Genomic DNA, 16,962 nt, shown 5'->3' on the forward strand with positions numbered 1-16,962 from the left:
CCATAAGAAACGCACAGCAACCGGCGTCACAGTGAGATCGCCAGTCCAGAAGGAGCATCACATGAGCGACACCACGGGCGCCCGCCCCGAAGACCCCGCCGCCGCGAACGGCGCGCCCAGCACCCCGCCTGCTCCCGCCGCGCCGTCGGCCCAGCCCCAGGCGCCCGCCCAGCCCCAGGCACCCGCCCAGCCCCAGGCGCCCGCCCAGCCGCAGGCGCCCGCTGGGCAGCCCCAGGCGCCTGCCCCCCAGCCCCAGGTGCCGGTTCGGCCCCAGGCCCCTTCCGCACAGCCCCAGGCACCCGCCCAGCCCGCCTACCCTGCTCAGCCGCAGGCGCCCGCGGCGCCCGCCGGATGGCAGCCGCCGTCGCCCCAGGCGCGCCCCGCGTACCAGGGCTACCCGCAGCAGCCCTACGGTGCGCCCCAGCCTCACGCAGGCCAGCCCGCCTACGCCGGCCAGCCCTACCCGGGCGGCCCCGCCCAGCCCGGCCAGCAGTACGCCTCGTCGTTCGGACCGGCCGCCTCCGGCCAGACCCTGCCGACGGCCCCTCTCGGCCCGCAGACCGGCACGGTGCCGACCGGCCCGGCGCCGGCGCCCAAGAAGAAGTCGGGAGCCGGCAAGGTCGTCGGGCTCATCGTGGCCGCGGCGATCGTGGGCGGTGCGGCGGGCCTCGGCGGCGCAGTCGCCGGCATCGATCTGTTCGGTGACACCGGTGTGCGCCAGGCCGCCGGTCCCGACACGGTCGTCGTGAACGACACCGAGTCCGTCAGCCAGACGAACGCGATCGCAGCGAAGGTCGTGCCCGCCGTCGTGACGATCTCGTCGTCGAGCGGCTCGGGCGGCGGCACCGGCTCCGGCGTCATCCTGTCGGAGGACGGCTACGTCGTGACGAACACGCACGTCGTCACGCTGGACGGCGCGACGTCCGACCCGACGCTTCGGGTGACGACGTCGGACGGCCACGTCTACGACGCCGAGATCGTCGGTCTCGACCCGACGTACGACCTTGCGGTCATCAAGCTCGTCGACGCGTCGGGCCTCCCGACGATCGACTTCGCGACGTCGTCCGAGCTGAACGTGGGCGACATGACGGTCGCCGTCGGCGCCCCGCTGGGCCTTTCGAACACCGTCACGACCGGCATCGTGAGCGCCCTCAACCGCTCGATCCAGATCGCGTCATCGGCGGCGCCCGACGACTCCCAGGACTCCGACGGCCAGACGCCCGACGACAACGGCGAGGGTCCGTTCTACTTCGACTTCGGTCAGGGCGAGAACCTCGGTCAGGCGACCGAGTCGATCTCGATCGCAGTCGTCCAGACCGACGCCGCGATCAACCCCGGCAACTCGGGCGGCGCGCTCGTCGACGGCGAGGGCAACCTCATCGGGATCAACGTCGCGATCGCGACGGCCGGCTCTTCGGCGGGTTCGTCGGGCTCGATCGGCGTCGGCTTCTCGATCCCGTCCGACATCGTCAAGCGCATCACCGGCGAGCTCATCGAGAACGGCGCGGCGACGCACGGCCTGCTCGGCGCGAACGTCCTCCCGGCCGCTTCGGTCGAGGGCTCGACCATCACGGGTGCGTACATCGACGACGTCATCGACGGCGGGGCCGCTGCCGAGGCCGGTCTGCAGAAGGGCGACATCGTGACCGAGTTCAACGGCGTGCCGATCACCGACTCGACCGACCTCACGGCGCAGGTCCGCGCCGCGGCCGGCGGAAGCGACGCGACGCTCACGTACGTGCGCGGCGACTCCGAGAAGTCGGTCGACGTGACGCTCGGCACGCTCGACGCGTAGCCGTCCCCGCTCAGGCTCCGGGCGCCACCCCGCGATAGGCTCGCGGGGTGGCGTCCTTCTCTTTCGGCGCGGGCAACGCGGCGAAGCTGGCCCGCATTCCGCTGTACGCGGCCGGACGCCTCGCGACCCTCGTCGTCCCCCGGTCGCGGGACGAATGGGTCTTCGGCTGCGCCGTCGGCATCGCGGACGGCGCCCTCGCACTGTGGAACGTCGCCCGCGAGAGCGGCGCGTCCGGCGTCTGGCTGGTCGCCACCCCGCAGCAGGCTCGGGATGCCGCGGCCCGCGGCATCCGGTCGGTCCCCAAGCACTCCGTCCGGGGCTTCTGGCGCACCGCGCGGGCGCGCGTCGTCGTCGTTACCCACGGATTCGGCGACGTCAACCGCTATGCCGTGACGGGCGCGTTCGTCGTCCAGCTCTGGCACGGCATCCCGCTCAAGCGCATCGGGCTGGATTCGCCCGAGACGCTTCGTCCTCCGCGCGTGCTCGGTCGCGGCATCCTGTCCCGCCTCGCCCGCCGCGTGCTCGGCGTCGCGTACCGGCGCGCCGCGCACCGCATCGGAGTGATCCCGGCGGCCTCGCACGTCGTGCGCGGGCGGCTCGAGTCGGCGTTCGGCCTGCCGGACGTCAGCGTCCCCGTGACGGGTGAGCCCCGTGTCGACGTGCTGTCGCAGGGGACGCCCGCCGAGCGCCGCGCCGTGGCCCGCGCCGGCCTCGATGCCGCGACGGGTCCCCTCGACCCCGAGTCCCGGCTCGTCCTCTACGCGCCGACGTGGCGCGACGGCGAGCTGGACCCCGCGGTCCCGTCCGAGGAGGAGTGGCGCCGGGTCCTCGATGTGCTCGAGCGCCACGACGCCGTGCTGCTCGTCCGCTCCCACCCGCTGGGCGCGGGGGAGTACCGGCCTCCCGTGCCGACCGAGCGTGTGCGGGCTCTCGGAAGCGAGCTCGTCGACGACGTCACGCCGCTCCTGCCGGCTCTCGACGCCCTCGTCACGGACTATTCGTCGCTCATCTTCGACTCCTCGCTCGTGCCGCTGCCCGTCGTGTTCCTCGCCCCCGACGTCGAGCTCTACGCACGTCGCCGAGGCTTCTACGGCACCTACGCCGAAGTCGCGGGCGATCACGCCGTCGCTGACTGGACGGGGGCCGCCGAGAGGCTCGACGCACTGCTGGGCGACCGGGAGGTGCGGGATGCCGCGCTCGAGCGGGCCCGCATCCTCGACGCGCGAGTGCACGCGCACCGGGACGGCGCGAACACGCTGCGCGTGTACCGTGCGATCCTCGCAGGACTGGACCGCAAGGAAGGAAACCGATGACCGACGCGCGTTTCACGAGCGACACGGGCGCCGCGCTGATCCTGTCCGGCGAGGGGCCGCGCCCCGCCTCGGTGGAACTGGTCGGTGCGCGGGCGAGGGCGGTGGCGGCCATCACGGGTCGCGGCAAGACGTGGCGCGCGGTCCTGCCGCTGCGCGCCGCGCGCTGGGGCGGTCCCGAGCTCCCGCTGCCGGCCGGCGACTACGCGCTGATCATCGAGACCGCGGCGGACGCCCCCGGCATCGAGCCGCCTGCAGGGCTGCCGCTCGTCCAGCTCGGCACGCTGCGCGCCGCGCTCGCGGACGGCGTCGTGCATGTCGGTCCGCCCATGGATCCCGCCTACGACTCCGGCGAAGCGCAGGACGCCCTCGAGCGCCGCTACGCCACGCGCCCGGGCGGCCTCGAGAACGCCGTGTTCTTCGAGAGCTTCTACGGCCGCAACGCCAGCTGCAATCCGCTCGCGATCGATCGCGAACTCGCGCGGCGCGCACCCCACGTGACGCGCTACTGGAGCGTGGTCGACCTCTCGGTGAGGGTGCCGGAGGGAGCGATCCCCGTGGTGGAGGGCAGTCCCGAGTGGTGGCGCGCACGCGGCGCCGCGCGGCTCCTCGTCGTCAACGACTGGCTGCGGCGCCGGTTCGCGCGGCGCCGCGGGCAGATCGTGCTGCAGACGTGGCACGGCACCCCGCTCAAGCGCCTCGCGCTGCATCGTCCGGGCTTCGACCCGCGCCGCATGGTCGCTGTCGTGCGCGAGTCGCGGCGGTGGAACGTGCTGCTGGCCCAGAACCCGTACGCCGCGACGATCCTCGGCAAGGCCTACGCCTTCCTCTCGCGCCCCGTCTGGATCGAGGGCTATCCGCGCAACGACGTGCTGACGACGGGCGATCCCTCCGAGATCCGCCGGGCACTCGGCATCCGTTCCGACGACCGCGTGCTGCTGTACGCGCCGACATGGCGCGACGACCGTGACGAGATCGTCGACTTCGTCGATCCCGCGACCCTCGCGGCTGAGACCGGTGCCGTCGTGCTGGTCCGGGGCCACTCCCGCACCCTCCAGCAGGGGCGGGATGCCGCGGGCGCACGCGTCATCGACGTCACGGGCTTCCCCGACACGTCGCAGCTGCTCCTGGCGGCCGACGCGCTCGTCACGGACTACTCGTCCGTCATGTTCGACTTCAGCGTGACGGGCAAGCCGATGTACTTCCTCGTGCCCGACATGGAGCACTACCGGGGCGAGCTGCGCGGGTTCTACTTCGATCTCGTGGCCCATGCTCCGGGGCCCGTCGTGCGCTCGCAGGAGGAGCTCGTCGCCGAGCTCGTGGACGGGGATCCGGCTCGCTATGCGCGGAAGTACGGCGTCTGGCGCGAGAAGTTCAATGCCCGCGACGACGGTCAGGCCGCGTCGAGGGTCGTCGACCGCATCCTCGACCAGGGCTTCATCGAGCGCGCATAGCGGCCCGGCTGGGTGCTTCGACCTGCCGCGGGCGTCAGGGCAGCGGCGTGTTGCGGTCGCCGAGCCGTGACGTGTCGACGGTGTCGTGCGCCCCGCGGGCGACACCTGCGAGGAACCCCGCGCCCCACGTCAGATGCATCGTCGGGAGGACCGCCGCGGTCCACAGCTTGTCGCGCCAGCCGCGCCCGCCACCGGAGCCGATCGACCACACGACGATGAGGATCGCGTAAGCGACGACCGGAACATAGACGACGGATGCCGCGACCGCCCACCCGCCCGTGAGCACGCCCGTCAGCTGCAGGATGCCGACGACGAGGCTCAGTGCGATCGCGAGGACGAGGGCGGGCGGCGCGAAGAAGCGGAGCGAGTTGCCTCGGCCGAAGCGCCGCACGAGCTCGCCGCGCCAGCGGCCCGTCGCGTGGAACTGCCGCGCGAGGCGCGCCCAGCTCTCGCGCGGCCAGTACGTGACCGACAGCGTCGGGTCGAACCAGACGCGGTAGCCCGCGCGCCGGATGCGGAGGTTGAGCTCCCAGTCCTCGCCGCGGCGGATCGACTCATCGAACAGCCCGACCTCGTCGAGGACCGCGCGGCGCATGACGCCGAGGTAGGCCGATTCCGCTTCGCCCTCGTGCGTCGCGCCGTGGTAGGCGCCGCCGCCGAGCCCGACGGGGGAGTTGTACGCGCGCGCCACGGCGCGCTGGAACGGCGTCCGGCCGTCTGCGCGCATGACGCCTCCGACGTTTGCGGCGCGGACCCGCGCGAGCGTCTCGAGGGCCTGCTGCGCGTAGCCGGGCTGGAGCTCCGAATGCGCGTCGACACGAACGATCGTGGGATACCGGCCGGCGCGGATCGCCGCATTCAGGCCGATCGGGATGTCCGCCGCGGGATTGTCGACCAGCACGATGCGCTCGTCATCCGCCGCGAGCTCCTGCGCGAGCTGATTCGTCCCGTCGGTCGACGGTCCGAGGGCGAGGATCAGCTCGGAGGGCCCGTGGACCTCCTGCGCGAGCACCGTCTCGACGGCCCGGCGCAGATAGTCGCGCTCGTTGAGCACCGGCATGACGAAGCTGACGCCCGCGTCGTCATGGACGACCGGCGCGTCCTTGCGCCCGGGCTCTGACGACTGCACCCGTCGATCATGGCATGGGAGCCCGCCGGTAGGCTGAACGGGTGGGACTCGTTTCGGATGCACGCAATGCGACAGCGCTCCTCCGGAAGGCCCTGGCCAACCGCACGGCGGTTCAGGATGTCCGGCGGACTCTCGCAGTCCGCCCCGAGCACCCTCAGCATCACTACCAGGTGGCGGTGTACTTCGCCGACGGCGCCGTCAACATGTACCAGATGCGCCAGTGGTACAAGCCGCTCGCTGAGCTGTCGAAGATCTGGCCGGTCGTCGTGCTGAGCCGATCGGCGACGGGGGCTCAGGCACTCATCGCGGAGGACGCGCCGCCTGTCGCCTTCGTGCCCACTGTGCGCGATCTCGAGCGGTTCATCGTGAAGCAGGACATCAAGGTCGTCCTGTACGTCAACCAGAACACCCGCAACTTCCAGATGTTCCGGTACGGGCGCCGCTGGCACGTGTTCATCAACCACGGCGAGTCCGACAAGATGTACATGACCACCAACCAGTTCAAGGCGTACGACTACGCCCTGATCGCGGGGGATGCCGCTCGCGAGCGCCTCTCGCGGGTGCTGTGGGACTACGACCTCGACAAGCGGACGATGAAGATCGGCCGGCCGCAGGCCGACCACTACTCGGGTGCGCTGCCGTACACGCCGGACGACCGCACGGTCGTCCTCTACGCCCCGACATGGGAGGGCGACCGACCCTCGGCGCACTACGGCTCGGTCGTCTCGCACGGCGAAGCCCTCGTCAAGGCGCTTCTGGCGACGAAGCGCCACCGGGTGATCTACCGGCCGCACCCTCGATCCGGCGTTGTGAACACGGCCTACGGCGCCGCGAACCAGCGGATCATCGCGGCCCTCGCCGCGGCCAATCGCACCGACCGCGGCGCCGAGCACGTGTTCGACGACGGGCCGGAGCTGGGCTGGCAGCTCGCCGCCGCCGACGCCGCGATCGTCGACATCTCGGCGATGGTCTACGACCGCCTGGCGGCGGGGAGGCCGCTGCTCATCACGCGGCCGGCCGACCCCGCGGCGATCATCGACACGCACGGCTACCTCTCCGACTGCGAGTGGCTGGAGGCGGATGCCGCTCCCGACGTCGTCGAGGAGACCGAGCGCGTGCTGCGCGACCCCGGTGCCGTCGATCGCCTCGCGGTCTGGGTCCAGAAGTACTTCGGCGATCCCACGCCCGGCGCCGCGACGCGCCGCTTCCACGGCGCGATCGCGCGGCTCATGGCGGAGTGGGAGACGTGGCACGCCGGAGCCTCGGAGGACGAGCTCGAAGACGAGGTCGAGGACGAGGCCGAGCTCGACGACTGAAACCCTTCCGGCGGTTCAGCTCACGGCGGCGGGACGTTCCACGAGACGCGCTATGGCGCGCAGCGGGATCGCGACCCAGGTCGGGCGGTTGCGCGACTCGTAGATGGCCTCGTAGAGGGCCTTGTCGAGCTCGAGCGCACTGAGCAGATCGACCTGCTCATCCGGATCGACGGCGGCGACCCGCGCATAGCCCTCGAGGAACGCCGCCCGGGCGGTCGTCGCCCACTCCCGCACCCCGGTCGCCGAGCGATCGGGGTGGTCGAGGCGGATCGAACCCGCGACGTAGTCGAAGGATCGCAGCATCCCGGCGACGTCCCGGAGCGCCAGATCGGGCCGCGTCCGCTCGATCATGGGCCGCAGCGGCTCGCCCTCGAAGTCCAGGAGCACCCACCCGCGTCGCCTGTGGTGGAGCACCTGCCCGAGGTGGTAATCGCCGTGGATGCGCTGAAGCGGCGGCCAAGTGCCTTCGACGGCGCGCGCGTACACGGCCTCGACGGCCTCGCGGCGGTCCGCGATGTCGGGCACTTCGGCGATCGCGATCGCGAGTCGGCGCTGCCACGTGCTCATCGTCGCCTCGACGTCGGCGCGCTCTGCCGCGTGGGTCGGGAAGAGACGTGCGAGCGACACGTGGACGTCGGCCGTCGCCTCGCCGAGTGCTCGCGCGTGGTCGGCGAAGTCCTCGCCCCGAGCCGCTGCGCGAAGCGCGACCCGCCACGCGTCCTCGACACCGGGGAGGAACTCCTGTGCGAACGCCAGGGACCCCTCCACGGTGCCACGCGCGGTGGAGGTGTCGGGCCACCGTCCTTCGATCGCGCCGACGCTGGGAGGCACGTGGGACGACCCCGCGGCAGCCAGGGCCGAGGTGAGCTCGATGTCGGGATTGAGGCCGGGATGCAGCTGCCGGAACACCTTGCAGATGATGGGTGGGGTGTCTGCGCCTGCCGGATAGATGAGGGACGTGTTCGACTGCTCGCCCGCGAGGACGGATGCCGAGCCCCTCGGCCCCGCGACGGCCGATGCGGACCGCCTCCCCGCGACGGTCGTGCCGGGTCCCTCAGCGGTGCCGCCCTCCATCATGAGTCTCAGGAGCGCCGTCGAATAGGCGGGGTCGAAGGGCCCGTCGATGAAGGTCGTGCCGGGCTCGGGGCTGCCGATGACGTGGTCGGGGTTCGCCTCGACGGCTGCTGTCGCCCGCGCGACGACGGGGATCTGGTACAGGACGGTGGGGAGCGCGCCCTCGTCCGCGACGAGGAAAGTGCGCACGGTCGCGTCCTCGGCGGGGAGGTCCCACCACGAGACCAGGCGCAGGCTCGGCAGCCGCCCCTTGCCGGCGTACCACCGCTGCCGCGGCATCCACGCCGCAAGACACGCCAGGGTGCTGTCCATACAGCGAGCGTATTGCGTCCCGTTTCCCGCCTGTAAGTGCCCCGCTGGCGTGGGGCCGGCAGAGGTCCGCGATGGGGGTCGTGCGGGCGGCATGAGTGGGTGGCATCGACGCGACGCCGGCCGCGGAATGTCGGAGGGGGTTCCTACTATCGAACGTATGGACGACGCTCACCAGATGGATCACGACGACGTCGTCGCGATCGATGACCCGGGGATCTGGAGCGACTTCGACCTGTGGGATGCCGAGCTGGACGGTCCGGCAGCCATTCACGCCCGATCCTCGCGTGACGGGCATGCCGTCGCGATGGATGAGCTCGAAGCGTTCGCGAGGCAGCGCCGCATAGCCGTCGCCAGGGAGTATCGGCTCATCGCCGAGATCCTCGAGGGTGCGCAGGCCGACCCTGATCCGTGGGTGGGACCCGACCCGACCCTCGACCCGCTGTGGATCGATCCGCGCGGCCGGTCGACGGCCGAGGTCCGGCGCGCACGGCGCGATGTCGCGGTCCGTGCAGCGGCGGCCGATGTCGCCGTGCGTTTGCGGCTGTCCGAGACCGTGGTCCGCACCCGCGCTGTCCACGTCGCGACGCTCCGCGCTCGGACACCTGGCTTGTGGTCCTCGTTCCTGGACGGCGCCGTCAGTGAGCAGAACGCGGTGACGGCGGCGCTCCTGGCCGGGTCGCTCCCGGACGAGTGCCCGGAGTCCTGGGCGGAGTTCGACGGGCGGATCTCTGTCTTTGCAGCCGTGCTGACGCCGGCGAAGTTCCGGGTCTCGGCGCGTGTCGCACGGGAGCGCGCGCATCCCGAGTCGGTCGAGACGCGGCATGCCCGAGCCGCCGCGGACCGAGGCGTATGGACGACCCCAGAGCTCGATGGCATGGGGACCTTCGTCGCATACGGGCGGGCCGCTGACGTCCAGGCCTGCTTCGATCGTGTCGACGCCATCGCGCGCCACCTCGCGGCGCAGGATGGAGAGACCCGCTCTCTCGCACAGCTGCGTGCGGATGTGGCGATGGATGTCCTCACGGGCGGGGTGACGGATGCTGTCACAGCCGGCATCCGCGCGACGGTGGCCGTCACGGTCCCGGTCCTGTCCCTGCTGGGAGAGTCGGTCGAGCCGGCGACGCTGGACGGGTACGGGCCGATCGACCTCGACACCGCGAAGCGGCTAGCCGCAGGAGCATCTTCCTGGATCCGCGTGCTGACGCATCCCGTGTCAAGCGCCGTACTCGACGTCGACCGGCGCAGCTACCGCGTACCCGCCGACCTCCGCCGCTGGCTCACGGTGACGCATGCGACGTGCATCTTCCCGGGCTGCAGCCGTCCCGCGCGGGAGTGCGACATCGACCATCGCATCGACTGGCAGCACGGCGGGGCGACCCGACACGACAACCTCGGTCCCGCGTGTGAGCATCACCACACGGTGAAGGGCGAGTCGTTGTGGGGGCTGCACCGACGTCCCGACACCGGCGACACGTGGTGGACGAGCCCGACGGGCGCCAAGACGGCCACCGACCCGCCGCCGTTCTGACCCGGGCGGACGGGACGAGCTATTCCGGCTGCGACTCTTCCGCGGTGGGCTCCTCGTCTGCCGCTGCATCCGCGCCAGGCGCTTCGCTAGACGGGATGGGGAGCACCGAGATCGACCCCACGCCGAAGAGCAGGTCGACGCCTCCGGCGTCGACGGGGGCGGCATCCTTCAGCTGCTCCGCGTCGGTGCGTGCCCGCAGGGGCTCCGACGGGAGCCCGGCCCACTCGTCGTTCTCCTCGGGCTTCTGCGTGAACAGTCCCATGGGTCATCGCCCTTTCCGTCGCGCCGACCTCAGTCGTCCAGGGGCTCGGGGGAGCCGGGGGTGCTGGTGACAGCATCCTTCGACTCATTCTCTCGCCGGGAGGATCCGCTGACTCGCCGCCCCGCGGCGCCGGCCGCCTGCACGCCGCGCGTGACGCCGCCGACGATGGCACCTCCTGCGCGACGGATGCCGCGGCCCGCCGCGTGCTCGAGACGTGTCGCGCCCGGGCGGGGCTCCAGCTCGGCGGGGAAGACCGCGGGCGGGAGGCCGAAGGCGCGCCGCGAGCTCACGAGGACGCGTCTGCCGAGGATGTTGTTGCCTGCGCCGCCGACCGCTGCGCCGATGCCGAACGGGAGCGCCTTGCCGATCCACGACGCACCGCCGCGCACGGCGAAGTGGCGCATGAACACGCTCTTGAGCTGATCGACCAGCGGTCCGACGGCGGCACGGGGGATCGTCTTGGTCACCAGCTCGCCCCAGTACTTGTCGCGCGATGCGCCCTTTCCGGTCGCCTGTCCTGCGAGCTGCGCGACGAGGTCGACTCCCTCCTTGCCGAGCATGAGGGTCAGGACGAGCGCGCGTGCCCGGTCGGGGTTGTCGACGGGCATGCCGTGCACTTCGGCGATCGACTGCGCGAAGAGCGTCGTGGCCTCGAGGAATCCGAGGGTCTCGACGCCGCTCAGGGCGAGCGTCACACCCGTCCCGATGCCCGGGACGACGGCTGTCGCACCGACGGCGGCTCCTCCCGTGGTGACAGCGGCGAGGTATCGCCGCTCGAGGATCCGCACGATCTGACTGGGGGATGCCGTGGGATGCCGGAGCCGGATGCTCCGCAGGTGCGCGAGCACGACCGGTCGCTGGATCGCCAGAACGCGATCCAGGGCACGGATCGCGCGCGGGTGCTCGTCGGAGCCCGCAGGTGGAAGCCCGCCGTCCCACGGGGACCCGTCGGGAAGCGAATGGATGCGGTGCACCTTGTCGGCCATCAGGCCGATCCTAGGAGCATGCGCTGAGCGGGCGCTGGGGCTTGACGAGCCTCAGACGAAGAGGTTCGCGCGCTCGAGGTCTTCCGCGAAGTCGACCTCGACGGCGTACAGGTCCGAGATGTCGAGGGGCTGCAGACGCAGGCCGTCCTCCGCGATCGCGAGCTCCAGACCGCGCTCGAAGTAGTCCTGGTCGTCGACGCGCGTCAGCTGGCGCATGAACGCCTTCTTGTCGGCGCTCGAGATGAAGTTGATGCCGACAGCCTCGCCGATGCCGCCCTCGACGGTCTTCGACAGCTCCTTGATGAAGCCCTCGGCCGACGTCGTGTACTTGACCTCTTCGTCGCTCACCTTGGAGGTGTTGACCGTGACGAACGACTGGTCGCGCTCGATGAGGGCGATCGCACGACCGAGCACGCGCGGGTCGAAGACGACGTCGCCGTTCATCCAGAGCACGCCGCCACGCCCCGTCGCGCTGAGGGCGCGCAGAAGGCTCTTGGAAGTGTTCGTCTGGTCGTAGCGGTCGTTGTAGACGTAGTCGACCTCGGGGAAAGCCTCGACGATCGTCTCGGCGCGGTAGCCCACGACCGTCGTGATGCGCGCGGATGAACCGAACGCGGCACGGATGTTGTCGTGCTGCTGCTGCATGATGCTGCGGCCGTCACCGAGTTCGGTGAGAGGCTTGGGCAGGCTGCGGCCGAGTCGCGAGCCCATGCCGGCCGCGAGGATGACGGTCTGAAGTGTCAAAGTCTGCTCCTGGAGTGCGGAAATCCACGGTCGGTTAACCGAATCGACACTCCGTCGTGCCTGCTACATGGTAGCGACATGCCCTGGGAGGGTGCATAATGCTGGACCTCCGTTGTCGGATTGTGACATAACGTCGCGCCTCGCTCACCCGGGCGCCGCGCGGTCAAGACACCCGCATCCGAAGCGCCACTTGATACGTTGGATCGGTGACAGCCTCTCTTCCGGTGCCACAGGACGCCTTCCCGGACGACCCGGAGGGCGCTGCCGGCGAGGGTGTCGAAGCCCAGGTCGTGCGGCTTTCGCCCAAGCAGTCGTCGCCGGGGAGAGCGCCGCGTTCCAAAGGACGTTCCACCAAGCCCCGCCGGCCCGCACTACCGCAGGTCATCGTGGATCCGGGGCCCCCGCCGCCCCTGCCTGCCGACCTGATCCAGCCGCCGGTTCCGGCGTACCCGGCAGGCCTCGTGATCCCCCCGAAGCCGCCCCTGCCGACCGCTCCTGAGGCCACGGCGCCGGAGGAACCGGATGCTGCTCCCGACGTCGAGGCGGATGTCGCCGTCGTCGAGCACGAGGCGATCGCGGAGAGCGAGGCGGCGCCGACGCCGACGCCGGCGATCGAGGATCCGGAGCCCGAGGCCGTCGTCGCGGACCCGGAGCCCGTGCCGGTGGTCTCAGAACCTGAGCCGATGCCGGCGATCGAGGAGCTGGAGCCGATGCCGGCGATCGAGGAGCTGGCGCCTGAGCCGGCGCTCGAGGAGCCCGAGCCGATCGCGGCAGAGCCCGTGCCGGTGGTCGCGGAACCCGAGCCGATGCCGGTGGTCGCAGAACCCGAGCCGATCGCGGCAGAGCCCGAGGCCGTCATCGCCGAGCCGGAGCCGCCGCAGCAGGAGGCCGCTCATCCCGAGCTCGAGGCGCTGGTGACCGAGTCGCCCGTCGCGCCGGAGTACGCCGACCCGTTCGCGGCATCCGTCGTCCTGGAGGATGCGCCCGCCGCGGCACCGCCCGTCCTCGTGCTGCGGGGCGTCACGAAGAGCTTCGGCGACACGCGGGCCGTGGACGGCATCGACCTCACGGTGCCGGCCGGCACCTTCTACGGCATCGTCGGACCCAACGGCGCAGGCAAGACCACGACCCTGTCGCTCATCGCGGGCCTCCTGCGTCCCGACAAGGGCTCGATCGCCGTAGGCGGAGTCAACGCGAAGGCCGACCCGACGCGGGCCAAACGGGTCATGGGCGTGCTGCCCGACCGCCTCCGCACATTCGATCGGCTGACCGGGCGCCAGCTGCTCTACTACTACGGCGTGCTGCGCGGTCTGCCGTCGGCGACCGTGGAGAGCCGTATCGCCGACCTCGCGCGCGCGTTCGACCTGACCGAGGCGCTCGGCCGGAGCGTCTCGGACTACTCCGCGGGCATGTCGAAGAAGGTCATGCTCGCGGGCGCCCTCATCCACTCGCCGCGCCTCCTCGTGCTCGACGAGCCGTTCGAGGCCGTGGATCCGGTCTCGAGCGCCGTGATCCTCGACATCCTCTCGGCCTACGTCGCGCACGGGGGGACTGTCATCCTGTCGAGCCACGGCATGGAGTTCGTCGAGCGCGTCTGCACCCGTGTCGCCGTCATCGTCGCGGGGCAGGTGCTCGCGGAGGGGACCGTCGACGAGGTCCGCGGCGAGCTGACGCTCGAGCAGCGCTTCGTCGAGCTCGCCGGAGGCCTGAGCGACGTGGAGGGTCTCGAGTGGCTGCACACGTTCTCCGACTGAGGCTCGCTCTTCTCTTCGGCACGCTGCGCGGCGACAGCCGCCACATCGTGCGCGTCGTGCTCGGCATCCTGATCCTCGTCGTCGCGACGGTCGGCGGATGCTGGGCGCTGCTGAGTCTCGCGGACGCTCCGGATTCCGTCATGATCGCGGTCACGGTGCTCGGCGGCTCGGCCGTCACGCTCGGGTTCGCCCTGGCCCCCCTCATCGGGGGAGTGACGGATCCCCTCGACCCGCGCCGCTTCAGCGTCTTCGGACTCCCGGCGCCGCGCCTGGCCGGCGTGCTCGCGCTCATCGGGTTCGTGAGCGTCCCGACGTTCGTCCTCGTGGCGCTCAGCGCGTGCGCGGCGGTCGTGTGGGCCGAGCACGGCGTCGCCGTGCCCGCCGCCGTGCTCGGCGCCGTCCTGCAGGTGACGACGTGCGTCCTCATCGCACGGGTGTGCATGGCGCTGACGTCGATGTTCCTGGCTGAACGCCGGTCGCGCGAGCTGTCCGGACTCTTCGCGCTGACGATCCTGGTCGTCGTCGTCCCGGTCGGGGTGTTCCTGGCGTCCCTCGAGTGGGACGGCGTCGTCCCGACGCAGCTCACCGAGGCGGCCGAGACGCTCGCACTGACTCCGCTCGGTGCCGCCGTCGCGTTTCCGGGTCTCCTCGCGGTCGGCTCGGCCGACGCGTGGACGAGCCTTCTCGTCTCGTCCGGGACGATCGCGGGACTCGGATTGATCTGGCTGTGGCTCGTGCACCGGATCCTCACCACGACCGAGCGGCCCGTCGCGACGCGCGAACGCGGCGGGCTGGGCTGGTTCGCCGTGGCACCCGGCACTCCAGGCGGCGCGATCGCCGCGAGGAGTCTCATGTACTGGTTCAGCGACCGCCGCTACATCGCGAACCTCGTGATCATCCCCATCGCGGCGGGGCTGACGATGGTGCCGCTGCTCATCGCCGGGGTTCCGCTCCAGGTCGTCGTGCTCATACCGGTGCCGCTCGCGGCGCTCTTCCTCGGCTGGCTTCCGCACAACGACCTCGCGTACGACTCGACCGCCGTGTGGATGCACTTCGCGAGCGGCATCCGCGGCTTCTCGGATCGGATCGGCCGCCTCGTGCCGATCCTCCTCATCGGCATCCCGGCGCTCGCGATCGCGATCCCGTTCGCGATCTCGGTGCACGGACGGTGGGCGCTCCTCCCGGCGATGGTCGGCGTGTGCGCCTCGCTGTTCCTGTGCGCGCTCGGGCTTTCGAGCATCTCGTCCGTCGCCTGGCCCTATGCCGCCAGCAGGCCCGGCGAGAGTCCCTTCCAGCAGCCGCAGCGGACCGGCTCCGGCGGCGCGATCGCCCAGGCGGTCGTGATGCTCGGCGCTTTGGCGCTGAGCGCGCCGGCCCTGTGGTGGTCCTGGATCGCGCTCACGGATGACATCGAGGCGGCGACCATGGCGCTGTGGGGTGGTGTCGCGACGGGGTTCGTCGTGCTGCTGTTCGGCATCGGCGTCGGCTCGGCCGTCTTCCGCCGCCGCGGCGGTCGGCTGATGGAGTTCGCCGAGTCCACTTGAGGGTCGCCGGATGCCGGCATCCGGCCCGTCCGTCGCCTCCGCCGACTACACTGGCGGTCTATGAGCACCCCCCTCGAAGGCCCGGACCAGGGCGGCCTCGCCACCCTCGACCGAGAGCTCGAAGAGCTCATCCGCGAAGAGTCGATCGAGCCCGGAGACCACGAGCGCTTCTCGCACTACGTGAAGAAGGACAAGATCCTCGAGTCGGCTCTGACCGGCAAGCCGGTCCGCGCGCTGTGCGGGAAGAAGTGGACTCCGGGGCGGGATCCCGAGAAGTTCCCGGTCTGCCCCACGTGCAAAGAGATCTACGAATCCCTCAACGGCTGAGCCGGCCGAAGCCCGAGCCGCGCGCCGGCGTCAGCCGGCAGCGTCGACGTAGACCGTGGGGATCGCGGGCTCCGAGCGGCTGAGTGCGAGCGCGCGCACGGGAAGCTCCTCACGGACCATCGCGTGGTGCTCGCGGGCGGCCACGACGCCCGCGTGACCCTCGAAGGCCGAGTCGATCTCGCCGTCGACCACGAGGTCCACCTGAAGCGCACGGGCATCCGGATGCTGCGCCGTCGTCTCGACCGGCTCGAAGCCGTCCGACACAGCGATGAGCTCGCTCGTGGCGACGCCTCTCTCGAGCGTGCGGAAGGCGGCCTTGCGCCCGCCCTTCGACGCCTTGTCGGTCGAGGCCTTCGCGACGGCGACCCACGACTCGTCCGAGGCCTGCCGCGCCACGAGCTTGTAGACCATGCCGGCCGTCGGAGTGCCGGAGCCCGTGACGACCGACGTGCCGACGCCGTATGCGTCGACGGGGGATGCCGCGAGCGATGCGATGGCGTACTCGTCGAGGTCGCTCGTCACGGTGATGCGCGTGCCGGTGGCCCCGAGCTCGTCGAGGAGCGCACGGACCTCGCCCGCGACGATCGGCAGGTCGCCCGAGTCGATGCGCACGCCTCCGAGTCCGGTTCCCGCCACGCGGACGGCTGTCTCGACGCCCCGCCGGATGTCGTAGGTGTCCACGAGCAGTGTCGTCTCCACGCCGAGAGTGTCGATCTGCGCGCGGAACGCGTCCTCCTCGGTGTCGTGCAGGAGCGTCCACGCGTGGGCGGCCGTGCCCATCGTCGGGATGCCCCACGTGCGCCCGGCCTCGAGGTTCGAGGTCGCGTCGAATCCCGTGATGTAGGCCGCGCGTGCTGCCGCGACGGCGGACCGTTCGCCGGCTCGCCGCGAGCCCATCTCGGCGAGCGGCCGGTCGCCGGCCGCAATGCTCATGCGCGCCGCAGCCGTCGCGACGGCGGAGTCGTGGTTGAGGACGCTGAGGGCGAGAGTCTCGAGCACGACGGCTTCCGCGAAGGTGCCCTCCACCGCGAGGATCGGCGAACCGGGGAAGTAGAGCTCGCCCTCGCGGTACCCCGTGATCGTGCCGCGGAACCGATAGTCGGCGAGGTACTGGACGGTGACAGCATCCACGACCCGCTCGTCGCGGAGGAAGCGCAGCTCGTCGTCGCCGAAGCGGAAGTCGCGCAGCAGCGAGAGCAGGCGCCCGGTGCCGGCGACGACGCCGAATCTGCGAGCGCCCGGGAGGCGCCTGCCGAACAGCTCGAAGACGCAGCGGCGCTGAGCCGTGCCGTCCCGCAGTGCGGCGTCGAGCATCGTGAGCTCGTAGCGGTCGGTGTGCAGGGCGGTGCTCGCCGGGTCCGTCATGCGGTCAGCCTAGTGAGGGGGACGCGGCGAGTCTCGGCGGCGGAGCGACGAGACGCCGTCGC

General features: G+C 71.5%; 14 protein-coding genes. 8 read left to right on the plus strand and 6 right to left on the minus strand.

Annotated elements, in window-relative coordinates:
- The first annotated feature begins 61 nt into the window (after positions 1 to 61).
- From ABZ477_RS00890 to ABZ477_RS00900, 3 genes are read left to right on the plus strand one after another with little or no spacing between them, the layout of a single operon-like run.
- The gene (locus ABZ477_RS00890; protein WP_360126431.1) at positions 62 to 1,795 is read left to right on the plus strand and encodes a trypsin-like peptidase domain-containing protein; all 1,734 of its coding nucleotides are present in this window, start codon (positions 62 to 64) and stop codon (positions 1,793 to 1,795) included.
- Between the two features lie 47 nt (positions 1,796 to 1,842).
- Complete coding sequence (locus ABZ477_RS00895; RefSeq protein WP_360126434.1) at positions 1,843 to 3,108, plus strand: CDP-glycerol glycerophosphotransferase family protein; 1,266 nt, start codon at positions 1,843 to 1,845, stop codon at positions 3,106 to 3,108.
- Positions 3,105 to 4,559, plus strand: a complete 1,455-nt coding sequence (locus ABZ477_RS00900; RefSeq protein ID WP_360126437.1) for a CDP-glycerol glycerophosphotransferase family protein — start codon at positions 3,105 to 3,107, stop codon at positions 4,557 to 4,559. Before ABZ477_RS00895 ends, ABZ477_RS00900 begins: the two co-directional genes overlap by 4 nt.
- Positions 4,560 to 4,593: 34 nt before the next feature.
- On the opposite strand, the gene ABZ477_RS00905 is transcribed toward ABZ477_RS00900, so the two are convergent.
- On the minus strand, positions 4,594 to 5,619 hold the full coding sequence (locus ABZ477_RS00905; protein WP_360127888.1) for a glycosyltransferase family 2 protein: 1,026 nt from the start codon (positions 5,617 to 5,619) through the stop codon (positions 4,594 to 4,596).
- Positions 5,620 to 5,729: 110 nt separating this feature from the next.
- Here ABZ477_RS00905 and ABZ477_RS00910 point away from each other — a divergent pair, with 110 nt between their 5' ends.
- Positions 5,730 to 7,004, plus strand: a complete 1,275-nt coding sequence (locus ABZ477_RS00910; RefSeq protein WP_360126440.1) for a CDP-glycerol glycerophosphotransferase family protein — start codon at positions 5,730 to 5,732, stop codon at positions 7,002 to 7,004.
- A gap of 15 nt (positions 7,005 to 7,019) precedes the next feature.
- Here ABZ477_RS00910 and ABZ477_RS00915 read toward each other — a convergent pair whose 3' ends face one another.
- The gene (locus tag ABZ477_RS00915) at positions 7,020 to 8,390 is read right to left on the minus strand and encodes an aminoglycoside phosphotransferase (RefSeq protein WP_360126443.1); all 1,371 of its coding nucleotides are present in this window, start codon (positions 8,388 to 8,390) and stop codon (positions 7,020 to 7,022) included.
- A gap of 157 nt (positions 8,391 to 8,547) precedes the next feature.
- Here ABZ477_RS00915 and ABZ477_RS00920 point away from each other — a divergent pair, with 157 nt between their 5' ends.
- On the plus strand, positions 8,548 to 9,918 hold the full coding sequence (locus ABZ477_RS00920) for an HNH endonuclease (RefSeq protein ID WP_360126445.1): 1,371 nt from the start codon (positions 8,548 to 8,550) through the stop codon (positions 9,916 to 9,918).
- Positions 9,919 to 9,937: 19 nt separating this feature from the next.
- Here the strand turns inward: ABZ477_RS00920 and ABZ477_RS00925 are convergent, their stop codons facing one another.
- Genes ABZ477_RS00925 through ABZ477_RS00935 form a run of 3 tightly spaced genes read right to left on the minus strand, consistent with a single transcriptional unit; the run spans position 9,938 to position 11,910 of the window.
- Positions 9,938 to 10,180: a hypothetical protein gene (locus ABZ477_RS00925; protein WP_360126448.1), complete on the minus strand. Its 243-nt coding sequence runs from the start codon at positions 10,178 to 10,180 to the stop codon at positions 9,938 to 9,940.
- Positions 10,181 to 10,209: 29 nt separating this feature from the next.
- Positions 10,210 to 11,166 carry a hypothetical protein gene (locus ABZ477_RS00930; protein ID WP_360126451.1) on the minus strand — a complete coding sequence of 319 codons (957 nt, stop codon included), beginning with the start codon at positions 11,164 to 11,166 and terminating at the stop codon, positions 10,210 to 10,212.
- Positions 11,167 to 11,217: 51 nt separating this feature from the next.
- Positions 11,218 to 11,910, minus strand: coding sequence for a phosphocholine cytidylyltransferase family protein (locus ABZ477_RS00935; RefSeq protein WP_360126454.1), 693 nt, complete (start codon positions 11,908 to 11,910; stop codon positions 11,218 to 11,220).
- A 461-nt stretch (positions 11,911 to 12,371) separates the two neighbouring features.
- Here ABZ477_RS00935 and ABZ477_RS00940 point away from each other — a divergent pair, with 461 nt between their 5' ends.
- From ABZ477_RS00940 to ABZ477_RS00950, 3 genes are read left to right on the plus strand one after another with little or no spacing between them, the layout of a single operon-like run.
- Positions 12,372 to 13,664 carry an ATP-binding cassette domain-containing protein gene (locus ABZ477_RS00940; protein WP_360126457.1) on the plus strand — a complete coding sequence of 431 codons (1,293 nt, stop codon included), beginning with the start codon at positions 12,372 to 12,374 and terminating at the stop codon, positions 13,662 to 13,664.
- On the plus strand, positions 13,640 to 15,208 hold the full coding sequence (locus ABZ477_RS00945) for a hypothetical protein (RefSeq protein ID WP_360126460.1): 1,569 nt from the start codon (positions 13,640 to 13,642) through the stop codon (positions 15,206 to 15,208). Before ABZ477_RS00940 ends, ABZ477_RS00945 begins: the two co-directional genes overlap by 25 nt.
- A gap of 60 nt (positions 15,209 to 15,268) precedes the next feature.
- Complete coding sequence (locus ABZ477_RS00950) at positions 15,269 to 15,535, plus strand: DUF3039 domain-containing protein (protein WP_360126463.1); 267 nt, start codon at positions 15,269 to 15,271, stop codon at positions 15,533 to 15,535.
- A 30-nt stretch (positions 15,536 to 15,565) separates the two neighbouring features.
- On the opposite strand, the gene ABZ477_RS00955 is transcribed toward ABZ477_RS00950, so the two are convergent.
- Positions 15,566 to 16,900, minus strand: coding sequence for a nicotinate phosphoribosyltransferase (locus ABZ477_RS00955; RefSeq protein ID WP_360126466.1), 1,335 nt, complete (start codon positions 16,898 to 16,900; stop codon positions 15,566 to 15,568).
- Positions 16,901 to 16,962: the final 62 nt, after the last annotated feature.

The organism is Microbacterium sp. NPDC019599, assembly GCF_040632175.1.
In the GTDB taxonomy this organism is placed as follows: Bacteria; Actinomycetota; Actinomycetes; order Actinomycetales; family Microbacteriaceae; genus Microbacterium.

Bases quoted from the DNA above. Each gene is read 5' to 3' on its own strand.
- ABZ477_RS00915 (WP_360126443.1), bottom strand. From the start codon at position 8,390: ATGGACAGCACCCTGGCGTGTCTTGCGGCGTGGATGCCGCGGCAGCGG.
- ABZ477_RS00905 (WP_360127888.1), bottom strand. From the start codon at position 5,619: ATGCCGGTGCTCAACGAGCGCGACTATCTGCGCCGGGCCGTCGAGACG.
- ABZ477_RS00890 (WP_360126431.1), top strand. From the start codon at position 62: ATGAGCGACACCACGGGCGCCCGCCCCGAAGACCCCGCCGCCGCGAAC.
- ABZ477_RS00955 (WP_360126466.1), bottom strand. From the start codon at position 16,900: ATGACGGACCCGGCGAGCACCGCCCTGCACACCGACCGCTACGAGCTC.
- ABZ477_RS00920 (WP_360126445.1), top strand. From the start codon at position 8,548: ATGGACGACGCTCACCAGATGGATCACGACGACGTCGTCGCGATCGAT.
- ABZ477_RS00950 (WP_360126463.1), top strand. From the start codon at position 15,269: ATGAGCACCCCCCTCGAAGGCCCGGACCAGGGCGGCCTCGCCACCCTC.
- ABZ477_RS00925 (WP_360126448.1), bottom strand. From the start codon at position 10,180: ATGGGACTGTTCACGCAGAAGCCCGAGGAGAACGACGAGTGGGCCGGG.
- ABZ477_RS00900 (WP_360126437.1), top strand. From the start codon at position 3,105: ATGACCGACGCGCGTTTCACGAGCGACACGGGCGCCGCGCTGATCCTG.
- ABZ477_RS00930 (WP_360126451.1), bottom strand. From the start codon at position 11,166: ATGGCCGACAAGGTGCACCGCATCCATTCGCTTCCCGACGGGTCCCCG.